The sequence below is a fragment of the Exiguobacterium sp. 9-2 genome (assembly GCF_036287235.1).
Taxonomy (GTDB): Bacteria; Bacillota; Bacilli; order Exiguobacteriales; family Exiguobacteriaceae; genus Exiguobacterium_A.
This window is the reverse complement of record NZ_CP142850.1, coordinates 443,077-458,547: the sequence shown is the minus strand read 5'-3', so window position 1 is coordinate 458,547 and position 15,471 is coordinate 443,077. Positions and strand designations below refer to the sequence as shown.

Below are 15,471 nucleotides of genomic sequence, written 5' to 3'. Positions count from 1 at the left end.
TAGAACAAGGCCTCGACCGATTAGTATCACTCAGCTCCACATGTCGCCATGCTTCCACCCGTGACCTATCTACCTCATCGTCTCTGAGGGGTCTTTCTTGATTACTCAAAGGGAAATCTCATCTTGGAGGGGGCTTCATGCTTAGATGCTTTCAGCATTTATCCCGTCCGCACGTAGCTACCCAGCGATGCTCCTGGCGGAACAACTGGTACACCAGCGGTGCGTCCATCCCGGTCCTCTCGTACTAAGGACAGCTCTCCTCAAATTTCCTGCGCCCACGACGGATAGGGACCGAACTGTCTCACGACGTTCTGAACCCAGCTCGCGTACCGCTTTAATGGGCGAACAGCCCAACCCTTGGGACCTACTCCAGCCCCAGGATGCGATGAGCCGACATCGAGGTGCCAAACCTCCCCGTCGATGTGGACTCTTGGGGGAGATCAGCCTGTTATCCCCAGGGTAGCTTTTATCCGTTGAGCGATGGCCCTTCCATGCGGAACCACCGGATCACTAAGCCCGACTTTCGTCCCTGCTCGACTTGTAGGTCTCGCAGTCAAGCTCCCTTCTGCCTTTGCGCTCTACGAATGATTTCCAACCATTCTGAGGGAACCTTTGGGCGCCTCCGTTACTGTTTAGGAGGCGACCGCCCCAGTCAAACTACCCGCCTGACACGGTCCTCCAGCCGGATCACGGCTGCGAGTTAGAGACTCTATGCATGAAGGGCGGTATCCCAAGGGTGACTCCTCCGAAGCTGGCGCTCCGGGCTCGACGTCTCCCGCCTATCCTGTACATCATGCACAAAGCCTCAATATCAGGCTGTAGTAAAGCTCCATGGGGTCTTTCCGTCCTGTCGCGGGTAACCTGCATCTTCACAGGTACTATGATTTCACCGGGTCTCTCGTTGAGACAGTGCCCAAATCGTTACGCCTTTCGTGCGGGTCGGAACTTACCCGACAAGGAATTTCGCTACCTTAGGACCGTTATAGTTACGGCCGCCGTTTACTGGGGCTTCGGTTCAAAGCTTCGCTTGCGCTAACCCATCCCCTTAACCTTCCAGCACCGGGCAGGCGTCAGCCCCTATACGTCATCTTGCGATTTAGCAGAGACCTGTGTTTTTGCTAAACAGTCGTTTGGGCCTATTCACTGCGGCTCTACATGTGTAGAGCGTCCCTTCTCCCGAAGTTACGGGACCATTTTGCCGAGTTCCTTAACGAGAGTTATCCCGCGCGTCTTAGAATTCTCATCTCGCCTACCTGTGTCGGTTTACGGTACTGGCGCCTTCCCCCTCACTAGAGGCTTTTCTTGGCAGTGTGAAATCGTGACCTACGTCCCTACGGGACTCCGCATCGTTCCTTGACTGTGATGCCTGACGGATTTGCCAATCAGACGGTCTTGAAACTTGCACATGCACTTCCATCCGCATGCGTCACTATCCTCCTGCGTCCCCCCATTGTTCAAACGGTGGATCGGCGGTACAGGAATATCAACCTGTTATCCATCGCCTACGCCTTTCGGCCTCGGCTTAGGTCCAGACTAACCCTGAGCGGACGAGCCTTCCTCAGGAAACCTTGGGCTTTCGACGGAGGGGATTCTCACCCCTCTTTTCGCTACTCACACCGGCATTCTCACTTCCAAACGCTCCACTGCTCCTTCCGGTACAGCTTCACAGCGGTTTGGAACGCTCCCCTACCATTCCTTACGGAATCCGCAGCTTCGGTGGTATGTTTAGCCCCGTTACATTTTCGGCGCGGCGCCACTCGACTAGTGAGCTATTACGCACTCTTTGAATGGTGGCTGCTTCTAAGCCAACATCCTAGCTGTCTAGGCAGCGCCACATCCTTTTCCACTTAACATACACTTGGGGACCTTAGCTGGCGGTCTGGGCTGTTTCCCTCTTGACTACGGATCTTATCACTCGCAGTCTGACTCCCGAGTATAAGTTGCTGGCATTCGGAGTTTAACTGAATTCGGTAACCCTGTGGGGGCCCCTAGTCCAATCAGTGCTCTACCTCCAGAACTCTCAACCTCGAGGCTAGCCCTAAAGCTATTTCGGGGAGAACCAGCTATCTCCAGGTTCGATTGGCATTTTCACCGCACCCCACACACCTCATCCCCGCACTTTTCAACGTGCGTGGGTTCGGACCTCCAGTCAGTGTTACCTGACCTTCATCCTGGACATGGGTAGATCACCTGGTTTCGGGTCTACGACAACGCACTGAACGCCCTGTTCAGACTCGCTTTCGCTACGGCTCCGCCTCATCGGCTTAACCTCGCGCGTTATCGTAACTCGCCGGTTCATTCTACAAAAGGCACGCCATCACCCGTTAACGGGCTCTGACTACTTGTAGGCATACGGTTTCAGGATCTATTTCACTCCCCTTCCGGGGTGCTTTTCACCTTTCCCTCACGGTACTGGTTCACTATCGGTCACTAGGGAGTATTTAGCCTTGGGAGATGGTCCTCCCGGATTCCGACGGGGTTTCACGTGTCCCGCCGTACTCAGGATCCACTCTGGAGGGAAAACAGTTTCAGCTACAGGGCTGTCACCTTCTTCGGCCGACCTTTCCAGGTCCTTCACCTACTGTCTTCCTTTTTGACTCCGTATAGAGTGTCCTACAACCCCGAAGAGCATGCTCTCCGGTTTGGGCTGTTCCCGTTTCGCTCGCCGCTACTCAGGGAATCGCATTTGCTTTCTCTTCCTCCGGGTACTTAGATGTTTCAGTTCCCCGGGTCTGCCTCACGTTACACTATGTATTCATGTAACATGTCCCATCCCATTACAGATGGTGGGTTCCCCCATTCGGAAATCTTCGGATCAAAGCATACTTACTGCTCCCCGAAGCATATCGCTGTTCGTCGCGTCCTTCATCGGCTCCTAGTGCCAAGGCATCCACCGTACGCCCTTCATACCTTGATCTAGCGTTGGTATTCTAAGAACACACGTCTTAAATGACATGGTTAATTAAAAGTTTGATGTCTTGTTGATGTCTTCAGTTTTCAAGGTGCGAGTGTCTCTTGCGAGACTGAGAGACGAGCTCTCAAAACTGAACGATGGGCATGTCCCGTAAGGGACGTTTTCCTTAGAAAGGAGGTGATCCAGCCGCACCTTCCGATACGGCTACCTTGTTACGACTTCACCCCAATCATCTACCCCACCTTCGACGGCTGGCTCCTTGCGGTTACCTCACCGGCTTCGGGTGTTGCAAACTCTCGTGGTGTGACGGGCGGTGTGTACAAGACCCGGGAACGTATTCACCGCAGTATGCTGACCTGCGATTACTAGCGATTCCGACTTCATGCAGGCGAGTTGCAGCCTGCAATCCGAACTGGGAACGGCTTTATGGGATTGGCTCCACCTCGCGGTCTCGCTGCCCTTTGTACCGTCCATTGTAGCACGTGTGTAGCCCAACTCATAAGGGGCATGATGATTTGACGTCATCCCCACCTTCCTCCGGTTTGTCACCGGCAGTCTCCCTAGAGTGCCCAACTGAATGCTGGCAACTAAGGATAGGGGTTGCGCTCGTTGCGGGACTTAACCCAACATCTCACGACACGAGCTGACGACAACCATGCACCACCTGTCACCATTGTCCCCGAAGGGAAACTTGATCTCTCAAGCGGTCAATGGGATGTCAAGAGTTGGTAAGGTTCTTCGCGTTGCTTCGAATTAAACCACATGCTCCACCGCTTGTGCGGGTCCCCGTCAATTCCTTTGAGTTTCAGCCTTGCGGCCGTACTCCCCAGGCGGAGTGCTTAATGCGTTAGCTTCAGCACTGAGGGGCGGAAACCCCCCAACACCTAGCACTCATCGTTTACGGCGTGGACTACCAGGGTATCTAATCCTGTTTGCTCCCCACGCTTTCGCGCCTCAGCGTCAGTTACAGACCAAAGAGTCGCCTTCGCCACTGGTGTTCCTCCACATCTCTACGCATTTCACCGCTACACGTGGAATTCCACTCTTCTCTTCTGTACTCAAGCCTTCCAGTTTCCAATGGCCCTCCCCGGTTGAGCCGGGGGCTTTCACATCAGACTTAAAAGGCCGCCTGCGCGCGCTTTACGCCCAATAATTCCGGACAACGCTTGCCACCTACGTATTACCGCGGCTGCTGGCACGTAGTTAGCCGTGGCTTTCTCGTAAGGTACCGTCAAGGTACGAGCATTACCTCTCGTACGTGTTCTTCCCTTACAACAGAGTTTTACGATCCGAAAACCTTCATCACTCACGCGGCGTTGCTCCATCAGACTTTCGTCCATTGTGGAAGATTCCCTACTGCTGCCTCCCGTAGGAGTCTGGGCCGTGTCTCAGTCCCAGTGTGGCCGATCACCCTCTCAGGTCGGCTATGCATCGTCGCCTTGGTGGGCCGTTACCCCACCAACTAGCTAATGCACCGCAAGGCCATCTCAAGGTGACGCCGAAGCGCCTTTCATCAACGGACCATGCGGTCCGTTGAACTATCCGGTATTAGCTCCGATTTCTCGGAGTTATCCCAATCCTTGAGGCAGGTTCCTTACGTGTTACTCACCCGTCCGCCGCTCATTCCACTGCCTTCCCTCCGAAGAGTTCCGTCAGCTTCCTGCGCTCGACTTGCATGTATTAGGCACGCCGCCAGCGTTCGTCCTGAGCCAGGATCAAACTCTCCATGAAGTGTTTGACTTGCTCGTTGTTGTGACCGAAGTCACGATTGACGAAGCTTGCGCTTCATTCGTTTTTGTATTCCGTAGAATACGATTTTTGCCTCATCGTTCAGTTTTCAAAGTTCGTCTGCCGCCTTAGCGACTTTAATAGATTAACAGGTTGTTTTGTTTATGTCAACCATGCTTTTAAAAAAACTTTTCAGCCCCAACGAACCGTTTATAAAAGGCGTCTCGCTGGAACATTTATTAATATAACAACAAAATTCGACAAACACAAGCATTATTTTAAAAAAACTTTGCAAAGAGTTTAAATCCTCTTCGCAAAGTCTTTACCTTCTTAACATGGCGCCTACTGTAAACGCGATATTCGCTGGGCGTTCTGCTAGCCGTCTCATCAAATACGTATACCAGTCCAAACCATGCGGAACGTAGATGACGACACGATAACCTTGTCGAACTAGCTCTTGTTGTCGTTTTGGTCGCATGCCTTGAAGCATTTGAAATTCAAACCGTGATGGATCAATTTGTTTCATTTGAGTAAAGTCAATGATTTGCTGAATAACTTGTTCATCATGTGTCGCGATTTGCGTGTAGTTGCCTTCTAACAAATTAATCTTCACTAATTGAAGGTACGTCTCATCGACGGTCTTTTTAGGTTGAATATAGGTTTCATCGTCTCCATCGTATGCGCCTTTGACGACACGTACTGTTGCCTGAAGACGTTCTAGATCAAAACGACTGCGGTATACATTTGCCTGTAATGCAATTCCGACGTTCGGATATCGTTCATGCACGCGTTCAAATATTTGCACAATCGACTCAACCATCGTTGCTTCTTCCATGTTGACTGTCACACGCATATTTCTCTGATCAGCAACCTCTGCAATACGACTCAACTGTTGATAGGCGATATCTGGATCAATCCTTAATCCGATTGAAGTAAGTTTTAAAGATACTTGTGCATCTAGATCATATGCTTTGATTTGTCCGATGACTTTGATGCATTCATTCGCAATATCTACTGCGTCTTGTTCAGTCTCGATGAATTCGCCTAAACAATCTACTGTCGCCGCTCGTCCATCTTGATTGAACTGTTTGACTGTGTCGAGTGTCTCTTCTGCGCCCTGCCCTCCGACGAACAATGTTCCACCAAGTGGTAACCCGACTTTTCTCGCTAATTGAATCAGTAACTTATTCTCAGCCAAGTACTCGAATATAGGTCCAGTAATCTGCTGTAACATCTGAATCACCCTCTCTCTTCTCCCTTACCCTCTCCCTAACAAAAAAACGTCTTTCTTCTATATAGAAGAAAGACGCAGTTTGAATTAGTGCAACCAGATGAAGTAACCGAGGAATCCAAGTGATAATACGTACATGATTGGGTGTACGTCCTTTGCTCGTCCTTTTGCGATCATCGTGACCGGGTAGAAGAGGAAACCGAATGCAATCCCTGTTGCGATCGAATACGTTAATGGCATCATGATGACGGTCAAGAAAGCCGGAACCGCATACTCGAATTTTTTCCAATCGATTTGCAGCAATGAAGCTGCCATCAATACACCGACGATGATCAATGCGGGTGCTGTGACCGGCGCAGTGATGATCGCGAGTAACGGTGAGAAGAATAAAGCGAGACCGAAGAACAATGCTGTAACGATGGCTGTCATCCCTGAACGACCGCCTGCTGCGACTCCAGCACTGGATTCAACGTATGAAACCGTCGTCGATGTTCCGAGAATCGAACCGGCTACGGTTGCTGTTGAGTCAGCGATTAATGCGCGACCTGCGCGTGGTACTTTATTTTCTTTAATTAGACCCGCTTGGTTTGCTACCGCAACCAACGTGCCCGCTGTATCAAAGAAATCAACGAAGAAGAAAGTCAGGATGACGATCATCATTTGGACCGTGAAGATTTCATTAAAGTGAAGAAATGCCTGTCCGAAGGTCGGTGCAATACTTGGTGGTGCTGAAACGATTTCACCAAAACTAGTCGGAACTGGAATTAATCCGAAAATCATTCCGGCAATGGCTGTTATAATCATTCCGAAGAAAATCGCGCCTTTGACACCGCGTGTCATCAAGACAGCTGATACGACAAGACCGAATACTGCGAGAAGTGTTGTTCCCTTGCTTAGGTCACCGAGCGAAACAAGTGTTGCTTCGTTCGCAACAACTAAACCACCTGTTTTCAAGCCGATAAAGGCGATGAACAAACCGATACCTGCTGCGACTGCCATTTTCAACGGCTCTGGAATCGCATTGATGATGACCTCACGAATGCCTGAAGCCGTTAATACCATGAAGACGAGACCTGAGACGAGAACGCCCGAAAGTGCAGTTTGCCATGGAATACCCATGCCAATGACGACACTATATGCGAAGAAGGCGTTTAAACCCATACCCGGTGCAAGCGCAATTGGATAATTCGCAAATACTCCCATTGTGATGGAACCGATGATTGCGACGAGCGCTGTAGCACCGAATACCGCTCCCGCATCCATGCCTGCCTCTGCTAATGTGTTCGGGTTGACGAATAAGATGTACGCCATCGCGAAGAACGTCGTCATGCCGGCGATGAACTCTGTACGCATGTTCGTACCAAGCCCATTGAAATCAAAGAAACGCGCAATCGCATTTTCTTTTGCTTTCGGTTGGTGTGGCTGTTTCAATTGTGTGCTCATGATTGCCTTCCTTCCAAATAAGCCGTCTCCTTGAAAACGAAAAACGGCCCTTACCTAAGCGGTAAAAGCCGTTTCAATAAGCGCACGATGTTGCGTGTGCGCCGTAGTAGGAACCTTTACGGTGTTCCTGTAGAGACTTCCGGGCCCTATCCCCAGAATTATACGGCATTATTTATGTTTTTTAGTGATATGAAAAATAAGAACAGACACATCGTAGCATGCTCAAATTCATGGGTCAACCATAAAAACGAAATTTAACCACTTATTTTATCCGAACGTTCGGTTTTGTAAGCGTTATTTTTGAGTTGTCTTTAATTTGCAGTAAAAAAGGAGATAGCTGATCGCCATCTCCCTCTTAGTTTGGTCCATTACAGTCGTTTATGATCGTCACGGTCTACGTCCGTTCTCGTATCCGTACCTTCATCAATATCTGCTTCCTCGCGTCGTACCGTTTCAGATACAGTTTCTGTATCTCGCACTTTACGTTTTCCAACAACAATTTCTTCAGAGACTACATCTTCTTTTGATACTACTACCTTTTCTTCTGAAAGCGGTACGTGAATGGAGTCGTTCTCATCTACAAAAGCATCTGTTCCCGACGCATTATGATCCACTTTACGTCGTTCCACATAAACTTCTTCCCTCTCTACCGGCACCTCGATCGATTGTTGATCTTCGACTACGTGTTTACTGACGTTTACCTCCCCTGTTTGCACTCTTTCTTTATCTACATTTAACCGTTCTTCATGCAGGCGAAGGCGTTCTTCTTCTGTATCACTGTTCGTTTCAGTAACGCCAGACCGATCGACCCCTGGAGTATCGTCATAGTCTTGGCTTCGGTCTGCACTTAAAGTGTTGTCGTAGCCTTGGTCTCGATCTGTGCGGGAAAGAGAGCCGTTATCAGAGAGATGGTCGTTGTGATCCCGATTTGCTTCGACTCCCGTGCGATCATATTGATTATCGTTTACTCCAGAAGTTTGGTTGTAGCTTTGACTATGCTTTTCGTAAGAATCGCCATAGTCGCTGTCTACATATAAAACCAGCTTGCCACTTTCTACCTGACGACGGTATTCTTCTGATTCATCATGCGATAAGCCCATTCCGCGGAATGCTTCCGTAGAAGAGTCGTCTGAAAAGGCAGCCATGAATTTCCCCATAAATCCTTGGTGCTCTTGTTCACCGGCAGTATCTACATTGACGTTTGTCTGATTCTCTACCATGGAGAAGGAATGTTTATCTTGAGCCACGACATACATATCTCTTTCGTCATATCCCTGCGCTTTCAATTCGTTTACTTTACTCAGTACTTCCGCTTGGGTATTAAATACTTGGATAAATGTATCTTCTTTTCTCGTCATGATCTCTTCCTCCTTTTTAATAAATGCCACAAAAAATAATATTTAGCTCTTGAAAATCAATCTTATATGCCAACAGTTTGAATTTCCCCTACTTTTTTTCTGATTAAACCTGATTTTTTTGTACATCTTTTTTGATTATTGAAGGCTTTTTGGAATGTATTGATCCTGTTTACTAGAGCATGTTCATTATTAAAATTTTTCCTGTTTAAAACGTTTTAGTCATGCTACGCAACAAGAAAAGACCCTTACCTAAGAAGTAAAAGCCGTTTCAATAAAGGTACGATGTTGTATGTGAGCCATAGTAGGAATCATTACGGTGTTCCTGTAAAGTCTTTCAAACCCTGTCCCCGGAATTATACGATAATATTTTTTATTGATATGAAAAACAAAGACAGCCACATCATAGCATGGTCAAATTTATGACTAAACCATAATCTAGTCGATCGACTTCAGCTCATGCCCAATCTATTATGAGAGCGTGCATCCTATCCGTTTAATGATTTATTATATATTCCAGTAAAAACTAACAAAACATCTCGATACATCTTAATTGAATCTCTCGAATAAATTGATTTTGTCTAATGTCATCCAACAGTTCGATGCGATTGGTTACGAAAAAAGCTCACTTCCATTCACAAATAATGTGAACAAAAGAGAGCTTCATTTTGAAATCGAATTGTTGAAGGTGAAACAGACTTCATTTCACCTATCCCCTTTAACACATTGGTAGGACAGGCTTCATGAGACGAATTTTCTCAGCAAGTCTAGTCCTTATTCCCACTCAATCGTTGAAGGTGGTTTCGACGTCACATCGTACAGGACGCGGTTGACGTTCTGGACTTCGTTGACGATTCGAACCGAGATCTTCTCAAGCACGTCCCATGGGATCCGTGCCCAGTCTGAAGTCATCCCGTCAATTGACGTAACAGCGCGGATTCCGACAGCATAGTCGTATGTCCGCTCATCGCCCATGACACCAACCGAACGGATTGGAGGAAGGACTGTGAAGTACTGCCAGATTTCGCGCTCGAGTCCAGCTTTTTTAATCTCATCACGAAGAATGAAATCAGATTCGCGAACGATTTCGAGTTTCTCATCTGTGATTTCACCAAGGACACGAATCCCGAGACCTGGTCCTGGGAACGGCTGACGCCAGACGATTTCATCAGAAAGACCAAGTTCTTTCCCGAGTTCACGGACTTCATCCTTGAACAACGTGTTGATCGGTTCGATCAATTCAAACTGCATGTCTTCCGGCAGTCCACCGACGTTGTGGTGTGATTTGATTGTTTGTGCCGTATCCGTACCACTCTCGATGATATCCGTATAGAGTGTACCTTGTGCAAGGAAGTCCATATCCGTCAGCTTCGAAGCTTCTTCATCGAAGACGTAGACGAACTCGTTGCCGATGATTTTACGTTTTTGCTCCGGATCCGAAATACCACGGAGTTTATCGAGGAAACGATCCTGAGCATCAATCTTGATGACGTTCATGTGGAAGTGATCCGCGAATGTCTTCATGACGCTTTCCGCTTCTCCCTTACGCAGTAAACCGTGATCGACGAACATACATGTCAATTGATCACCGATTGCTTTGTGGATCAAGGCTGCGACGACAGACGAGTCGACACCACCTGAAAGGGCACAAAGAACTTTTTTATCGCCGACTTGTTCTTGGATCTTCGCTACTTCGATTTCGATGAAGTTCTCCATTGACCAGTCGCCTGCACATTTACAGACTTCAAAGAGGAAGTTCTTGAGCAATTCTTTTCCAAAGACCGTATGGTTTACTTCTGGGTGATACTGCACACCATACATTTTCAACTCTTCGTTCTTGATCGAAGCGATTGGACATGACACGTTCGTCCCATCAATAACGAATCCGTTTGGCACAGATGTGACGAGGTCACTGTGACTCATCCAGACCGTTTGTTCTAGCGGTAAGTTCGCATACATCGGTGACGGGTCTTGTAACGTCAATGTGGCTTTTCCATATTCACGATGTCCCGCACGTTCCACTGTTCCGCCGAAATGTTGTGACATGAGCTGCATGCCGTAACAGATTCCGAAGATTGGAATACCGAGGTCGAAGATTTCCGGGTCACACCGGTACGCATCCTCCGCGTAGACGCTACGTGGACCACCTGAGAAGATGATACCAGCAGGTGCGATTTCTTTTACTTCAGCTGCAGTGATTTTATGCGAATGCAATTCACTGTAGACACCAAGGTCCCGAATACGACGTGTGATCAATTGATTGTACTGTCCTCCAAAATCGAGGACGAGAATCATTTCCTGGTCCAAATGTGCTTCCAAATCTGTTCCCGCCTTTCTGATTTCATGCGTACCCTATGAAAAAAGCCCGCTCTTCGCCCATGGATAAAATGGAAAAAGAGCAGGCCGCTTCACAAAAAAATGTATACGAAGGGTCTGCTCCTTCATAGTCAGGTCGTTTAAGGTGACCCGGTAGAGACTCTCGCGCCATATTCGCGAGTATATACAAAGGAGATTGCATGTGTGTGATTTACGTTGTTCCCATTGTACCTGTATCGTTTCGTAAATATCAACCCTCTACATGACGAATGATATTTTCGAAATATTCACGTTTTTTATCAGCCGATAATGATTCTCCACCATAAACCATCCGCTCGTAAGCATCCGTCAACGGTCGCATCGCGTACGTCTCGTAGTACCCATCGACTTCGTGAGCAAGTTCCGCAAGCGTCCGACCATCTTGATAATGGAATCCTTTTTTATCAAGACGCCGCAAGAGATACCGATACATCCGTCGGAATCCTTCCGGTCGTTCAATCTGTCTCCGGAAGAAGAGAATCGCAAGCGTCCGAATAATCGGTTTTCTGAACAAGTAGAGGAACAAGAGAGCAAGTGCCGTCAGGAAGATTGGCCAAAATGGAATTGACTTCTGCTCCGTCTGTCCGGCGCTAGTCGTCTGTTCTTCATCGAGAAGATTTTCTTGAGGGCGATTTGGCGTCGTTGTCTCCGTATTATCTTCTGTCTCACGTTGCGGATTTGCTTGTTCCGTCTCGTTGTTCGTTTCCCGATCGATCGTGTATTGTCCTGCTCCATCGAAACTGACTGTCGGTTCAAGCGGTACCCAGCCTGGTCCTTCAATGTAAACTTCGACCCACGAATGGGCATTTTTATTGCGTACTGTATAACTCGTCACGGCAGCTCCGATGACGTCGGATTCGCCCCCCGTGAATCCTTTCACCCAGCGTGCGGGTAACCCAGCTGCCCGAAGTAACACAGTGGCTGACGTCGAGAAGTTATCACAGTATCCGAGTTTCGTCTCGAACAGGAACTGATCGACGTAATCCTGATTTTCTTTCGGTACAGCAACATCTTCTGTATTGTATTCAAAGTTTTCTTCTTCGAAATAATTTTCAATCGCTCGTGCTTTGTCCCATGGTGTCTCCTCACCCTCGACGATTTGTTCCGCTAAATCACGAACTCGTTGCGGTAAACCTTCCGGCAGTTGGAGATACCGCTCCGTTTCATTCTCAGATAAATTGACGGGTTCATCTGTCTGGAGCTGTTCTTCCGTAAAGAGTGGGTACGAATAGTCGATTCGATAGTTCCGTTGACGATCCGCCTCGTCGAGATACGAAATTTTTTGATTCTCGGGGTCAACCAACACATTTTGTCGTTGTTGATTCACTTCGACCCGTACATTGTCACCATTATATGGCACGAATGGTAATTCACGCGCCATTTCAAATGTTGCTGTCTCTTCGCGGGTCTTGACCTCTGTACCGAAGGTCGAGAAAAAACCACGTCCATCGATTTCAGGGTTTGACTTCGATAAGACCCAGCCTTTACCAGTATAGATGTCTTTCGTCTCGACTCGCCAGTAGCGGTTCCCTTCACTTTCGACTTGGAAGACTTCCCGGTCGTCCATTTGGAATGGTCCTCCGAGTTGCTCATCGTTGTTACCGTATCCGACCTTTTGAATCGCATTTGTCGGCTCCCCTTCCCCTTCAAGATCAGACGTCAAATCATACCAACTGTCTTGCCATGTCGCATTGATGACAGGACTTTGGACAGCAGCGACGATAACAGCCCCCATGATGAATAAGGCACTTAGTGGGCGTACGTAGGAAGCACGCGGTCGTTCATTGACCTCCGTCGCATACAGCAATACCAAAGACAAGATGATCGGATAAAGAATGAACGTCTCTCCCGAGTAATCCGTCCAGGTATCGCAATAGGCGATGAACCCGATGACTCCGAAGGCAAGTCCGAAGACGAACCCACGATTCGGGAACGTCCGGCGCGCGAGATAAGCGATCAAGAAACTGATCAAACCAATCGACAGCGCAAAGGCTGGTCGTCCCGGTAATTCACCATTGATGACACTTCGAATATCCGAGCTGATTTCCGTAAAAATTCCCCACGGTGCAGAACCCGGTGTCAAAATCAAGTAGAACGACAATAGTAGCCCCGCGAGACTGCCAAGTAAGAAGTAACGTCGCGCGAGATGCGATAACAGTAAAGGCAGGAACAGCATCGGTAAGAAGGACCAAAGATGCTCGAATGTAGTCAGTTCGAGAAGTGGTGGCATGAAACAAGTCAAAAGGGCTGCTGCGATGGCGTTCCAGATTAATCGTCGTATCATCGCACTCCCCTCCGTTCTGGTGTATAGACATGAACGGTGGCTTCTTGATTAATCTTCGAAATCCATAGTTCATTGTTTGATTCAAGATCCGGTGTGATAAAGAGGACATTCCCGCTCAATCGAAGCGCCTTGGACGAGTACTCCCATGACTCGATGAACGTCCGCGTCCGACTCGGTTGCGCCGTCATCAGGTAATGCGTCAGTTTCGCTCCTTCAAGTGGTAACGACAATGATTGAACGGCATGCCCGACGAGATGGATCCGATAGCTCAGTCGTCGTTTGTTCAACTGATCCGTCGTTTCTGCGAGCATCGAGATGACACGTTCGAAGGCTTCACCCGCCTCCGTTCCCTCATCAAAGACGATCGTCGTCTCCCGTTCTTGCTCTCGTTCGAACGTCTTCGTCATCAACCCTTGGCGTTTCGCTGTCGCTTTCCAGTCAATCTGATTCATCCGATCCCCACTGACGTATTCCCGGACCCCGACGACGGTAAAGGACGACTGGCGAAGATCAAGTGACACCGGTGAGATCCCGCCATCGCCACGGTCTTCCTCATGGGGAAGCTGAACGGCAAGGCGCGCTGGTTCAATCGCAAGATACGTCTCGACCGGAAACATCCGCTTCCGCTTGAATAACCCGAATGGATCCGTGATTTCGACGATACAGCCTGGAATCTGATACACCCCTCGACGAATCGATGGTATCGTGTAATCGATTTGCTCCGTCTTCCGGTAATGGGCTCGGAGTGGACGGCTGATATCGAGTTTTTCTTCACTGAGTTCGTTCGGAATCACCTCCGTCACTTCGACGGCTCCGACGAGAAACGGAAAACGTCGACGAACCCGTAAGGAAACCGGGATATCGGTTCCAGCAACGAGCATCTTGTTCGATACTTCGCGCGTCGCAAGTGCCTGCGTGACGGGCCAAACGAGGAAGAGCGTCCAGTAGACGGTCAGACCAGCCATGACGTAAAACAGCAAGGAAGCGACATTTCCGCCATCAACGCGCGCATATGCCCATAAGGCTGCCGTCGTCAAAAGTAATACAGCGTAACGCCAACCAATTTGCCACTTCGTCATAGGGACTCCACGTCTTGTTGGATCGGTACAGCAACCTCTTTTTTGATCTGTTCTAAAATCCGTTCCGACGATTGACCGTGATAACGCGCATCCGCTGTCAAAATCAGGCGGTGTGACAGGACTGGAATCAAGAGATGTTTAACATCATCCGGCAAAACGAAACTGCGTCCTTCCATGTACGCCCACGCTTGCGCGACCTTCATCAAGGCGATCGAAGAACGAGGACTCGCGCCGAGGTAGAGTGACCCATTCGTCCGTGTCGCTTGAACGAGATGGACGATATATTTTTTGACAGGCTGTGAGACATGGACGTTCTTGACGTCTTCTTTCATTTGGAGCAATTGCTCGCGACCAATTACAGCTTCGAGTGTTTCGATTGGTTCATCCCGTTCAAAACGCGTGAGCAACTTCATTTCTTGCTGGAAATCAGGATAACCCATTTTGACTTTGACGAGAAAACGGTCGAGTTGTGCTTCTGGTAACGGATACGTTCCTTCATGTTCAATCGGGTTTTGTGTCGCCATGACGAAAAAAGGATTCGGAAGCGTATGAATCTCACCATCGACGGTGACGTTCGCTTCCGCCATTCCCTCGAGTAAGGCAGATTGAGTTTTTGGTGATGTTCGGTTGATCTCATCGGCTAAGACGATGTTTCCCATTAAAGGACCCGGTCTATATTCGAACTGGCTTGTTTTCTGATTATACATCGATACACCCGTCAAATCTGACGGAAGTAGGTCTGGCGTGAACTGAACACGTTTGAAGGTCAACCCGATCGATCGGCTGAACGCACGGACGAGCATCGTCTTCCCGACTCCCGGTACGTCTTCTAATAGAACGTGACCGCCCGCTAGTAATGCTGCCAATGATTGTGTGATGACATCTTCCTTACCGATGATGACTTTCTCTACGTTGTCGATAATCGCTTGAATCTCCTTAGTGTATGTTCGCATTGTCAGGCCCCTTGCTCTCATAGTAGTTGAATTTTCTGACTTTTTATATCATCTCATATTCCGCTATACTTTTAAAGAAATACGAGCAGTTTCAAGCACGTGAAAAAGGGGGAACGCCGTAGCGTTTCC

General features: G+C 48.5%; 7 protein-coding genes, 2 rRNA genes and 3 riboswitches. All 9 genes read right to left on the bottom strand.

Annotated features, from left to right (window positions below):
- The 9 genes from VJ374_RS02425 to VJ374_RS02385 all read right to left on the bottom strand — a co-directional run bounded on the left by VJ374_RS02425 (position 1) and on the right by VJ374_RS02385 (position 15,342).
- Positions 1-2,917 (bottom strand): 23S ribosomal RNA (locus tag VJ374_RS02425).
- 167 nt (positions 2,918-3,084) lie between these two features.
- Positions 3,085-4,645: ribosomal RNA gene (locus VJ374_RS02420) — 16S ribosomal RNA — on the bottom strand.
- The 16S and 23S rRNA genes sit together here, the layout of an rRNA operon.
- A 319-nt stretch (positions 4,646-4,964) precedes the next feature.
- Positions 4,965-5,876, bottom strand: coding sequence for a proline dehydrogenase family protein (locus VJ374_RS02415; RefSeq protein ID WP_329471009.1), 912 nt, complete (start codon positions 5,874-5,876; stop codon positions 4,965-4,967).
- An 84-nt stretch (positions 5,877-5,960) separates the two neighbouring features.
- Positions 5,961-7,265, bottom strand: coding sequence for an NCS2 family permease (locus VJ374_RS02410; RefSeq protein ID WP_035411623.1), 1,305 nt, complete (start codon positions 7,263-7,265; stop codon positions 5,961-5,963).
- A 135-nt stretch (positions 7,266-7,400) separates the two neighbouring features.
- Positions 7,401-7,502: riboswitch (purine riboswitch) on the bottom strand.
- A gap of 182 nt (positions 7,503-7,684) precedes the next feature.
- The gene (locus VJ374_RS02405) at positions 7,685-8,674 is read right to left on the bottom strand and encodes a DUF2382 domain-containing protein (RefSeq protein WP_329470028.1); all 990 of its coding nucleotides are present in this window, start codon (positions 8,672-8,674) and stop codon (positions 7,685-7,687) included.
- A gap of 279 nt (positions 8,675-8,953) precedes the next feature.
- Positions 8,954-9,055: riboswitch (purine riboswitch) on the bottom strand.
- Positions 9,056-9,445: 390 nt separating this feature from the next.
- Positions 9,446-10,966 carry a glutamine-hydrolyzing GMP synthase gene (gene guaA, locus VJ374_RS02400; protein WP_052019142.1) on the bottom strand — a complete coding sequence of 507 codons (1,521 nt, stop codon included), beginning with the start codon at positions 10,964-10,966 and terminating at the stop codon, positions 9,446-9,448.
- A 129-nt stretch (positions 10,967-11,095) separates the two neighbouring features.
- A riboswitch (purine riboswitch) is annotated at positions 11,096-11,197 on the bottom strand.
- A 40-nt stretch (positions 11,198-11,237) separates the two neighbouring features.
- On the bottom strand, positions 11,238-13,310 hold the full coding sequence (locus VJ374_RS02395) for a transglutaminase TgpA family protein (protein WP_035410940.1): 2,073 nt from the start codon (positions 13,308-13,310) through the stop codon (positions 11,238-11,240).
- A complete protein-coding gene (locus tag VJ374_RS02390) occupies positions 13,307-14,389 on the bottom strand; it encodes a DUF58 domain-containing protein (protein ID WP_035410944.1) in 1,083 nt (360 codons plus the stop codon). Before VJ374_RS02390 ends, VJ374_RS02395 begins: the two co-directional genes overlap by 4 nt.
- Positions 14,386-15,342 (bottom strand): AAA family ATPase, encoded by a 957-nt coding sequence (locus VJ374_RS02385; protein ID WP_035410946.1) that lies wholly within the window; start codon positions 15,340-15,342, stop codon positions 14,386-14,388. Before VJ374_RS02385 ends, VJ374_RS02390 begins: the two co-directional genes overlap by 4 nt.
- Positions 15,343-15,471 lie beyond the last annotated feature (129 nt).

What these genes read in the sequence shown, in the direction of transcription:
- VJ374_RS02415 (WP_329471009.1), bottom strand. Translation starts at nt 5,876, where the DNA reads ATGTTACAGCAGATTACTGGACCTATATTCGAGTACTTGGCTGAGAAT.
- VJ374_RS02405 (WP_329470028.1), bottom strand. Translation starts at nt 8,674, where the DNA reads ATGACGAGAAAAGAAGATACATTTATCCAAGTATTTAATACCCAAGCG.
- guaA (WP_052019142.1), bottom strand. Translation starts at nt 10,966, where the DNA reads ATGATTCTCGTCCTCGATTTTGGAGGACAGTACAATCAATTGATCACA.
- VJ374_RS02395 (WP_035410940.1), bottom strand. Translation starts at nt 13,310, where the DNA reads ATGATACGACGATTAATCTGGAACGCCATCGCAGCAGCCCTTTTGACT.
- VJ374_RS02390 (WP_035410944.1), bottom strand. Translation starts at nt 14,389, where the DNA reads ATGACGAAGTGGCAAATTGGTTGGCGTTACGCTGTATTACTTTTGACG.
- VJ374_RS02385 (WP_035410946.1), bottom strand. Translation starts at nt 15,342, where the DNA reads ATGCGAACATACACTAAGGAGATTCAAGCGATTATCGACAACGTAGAG.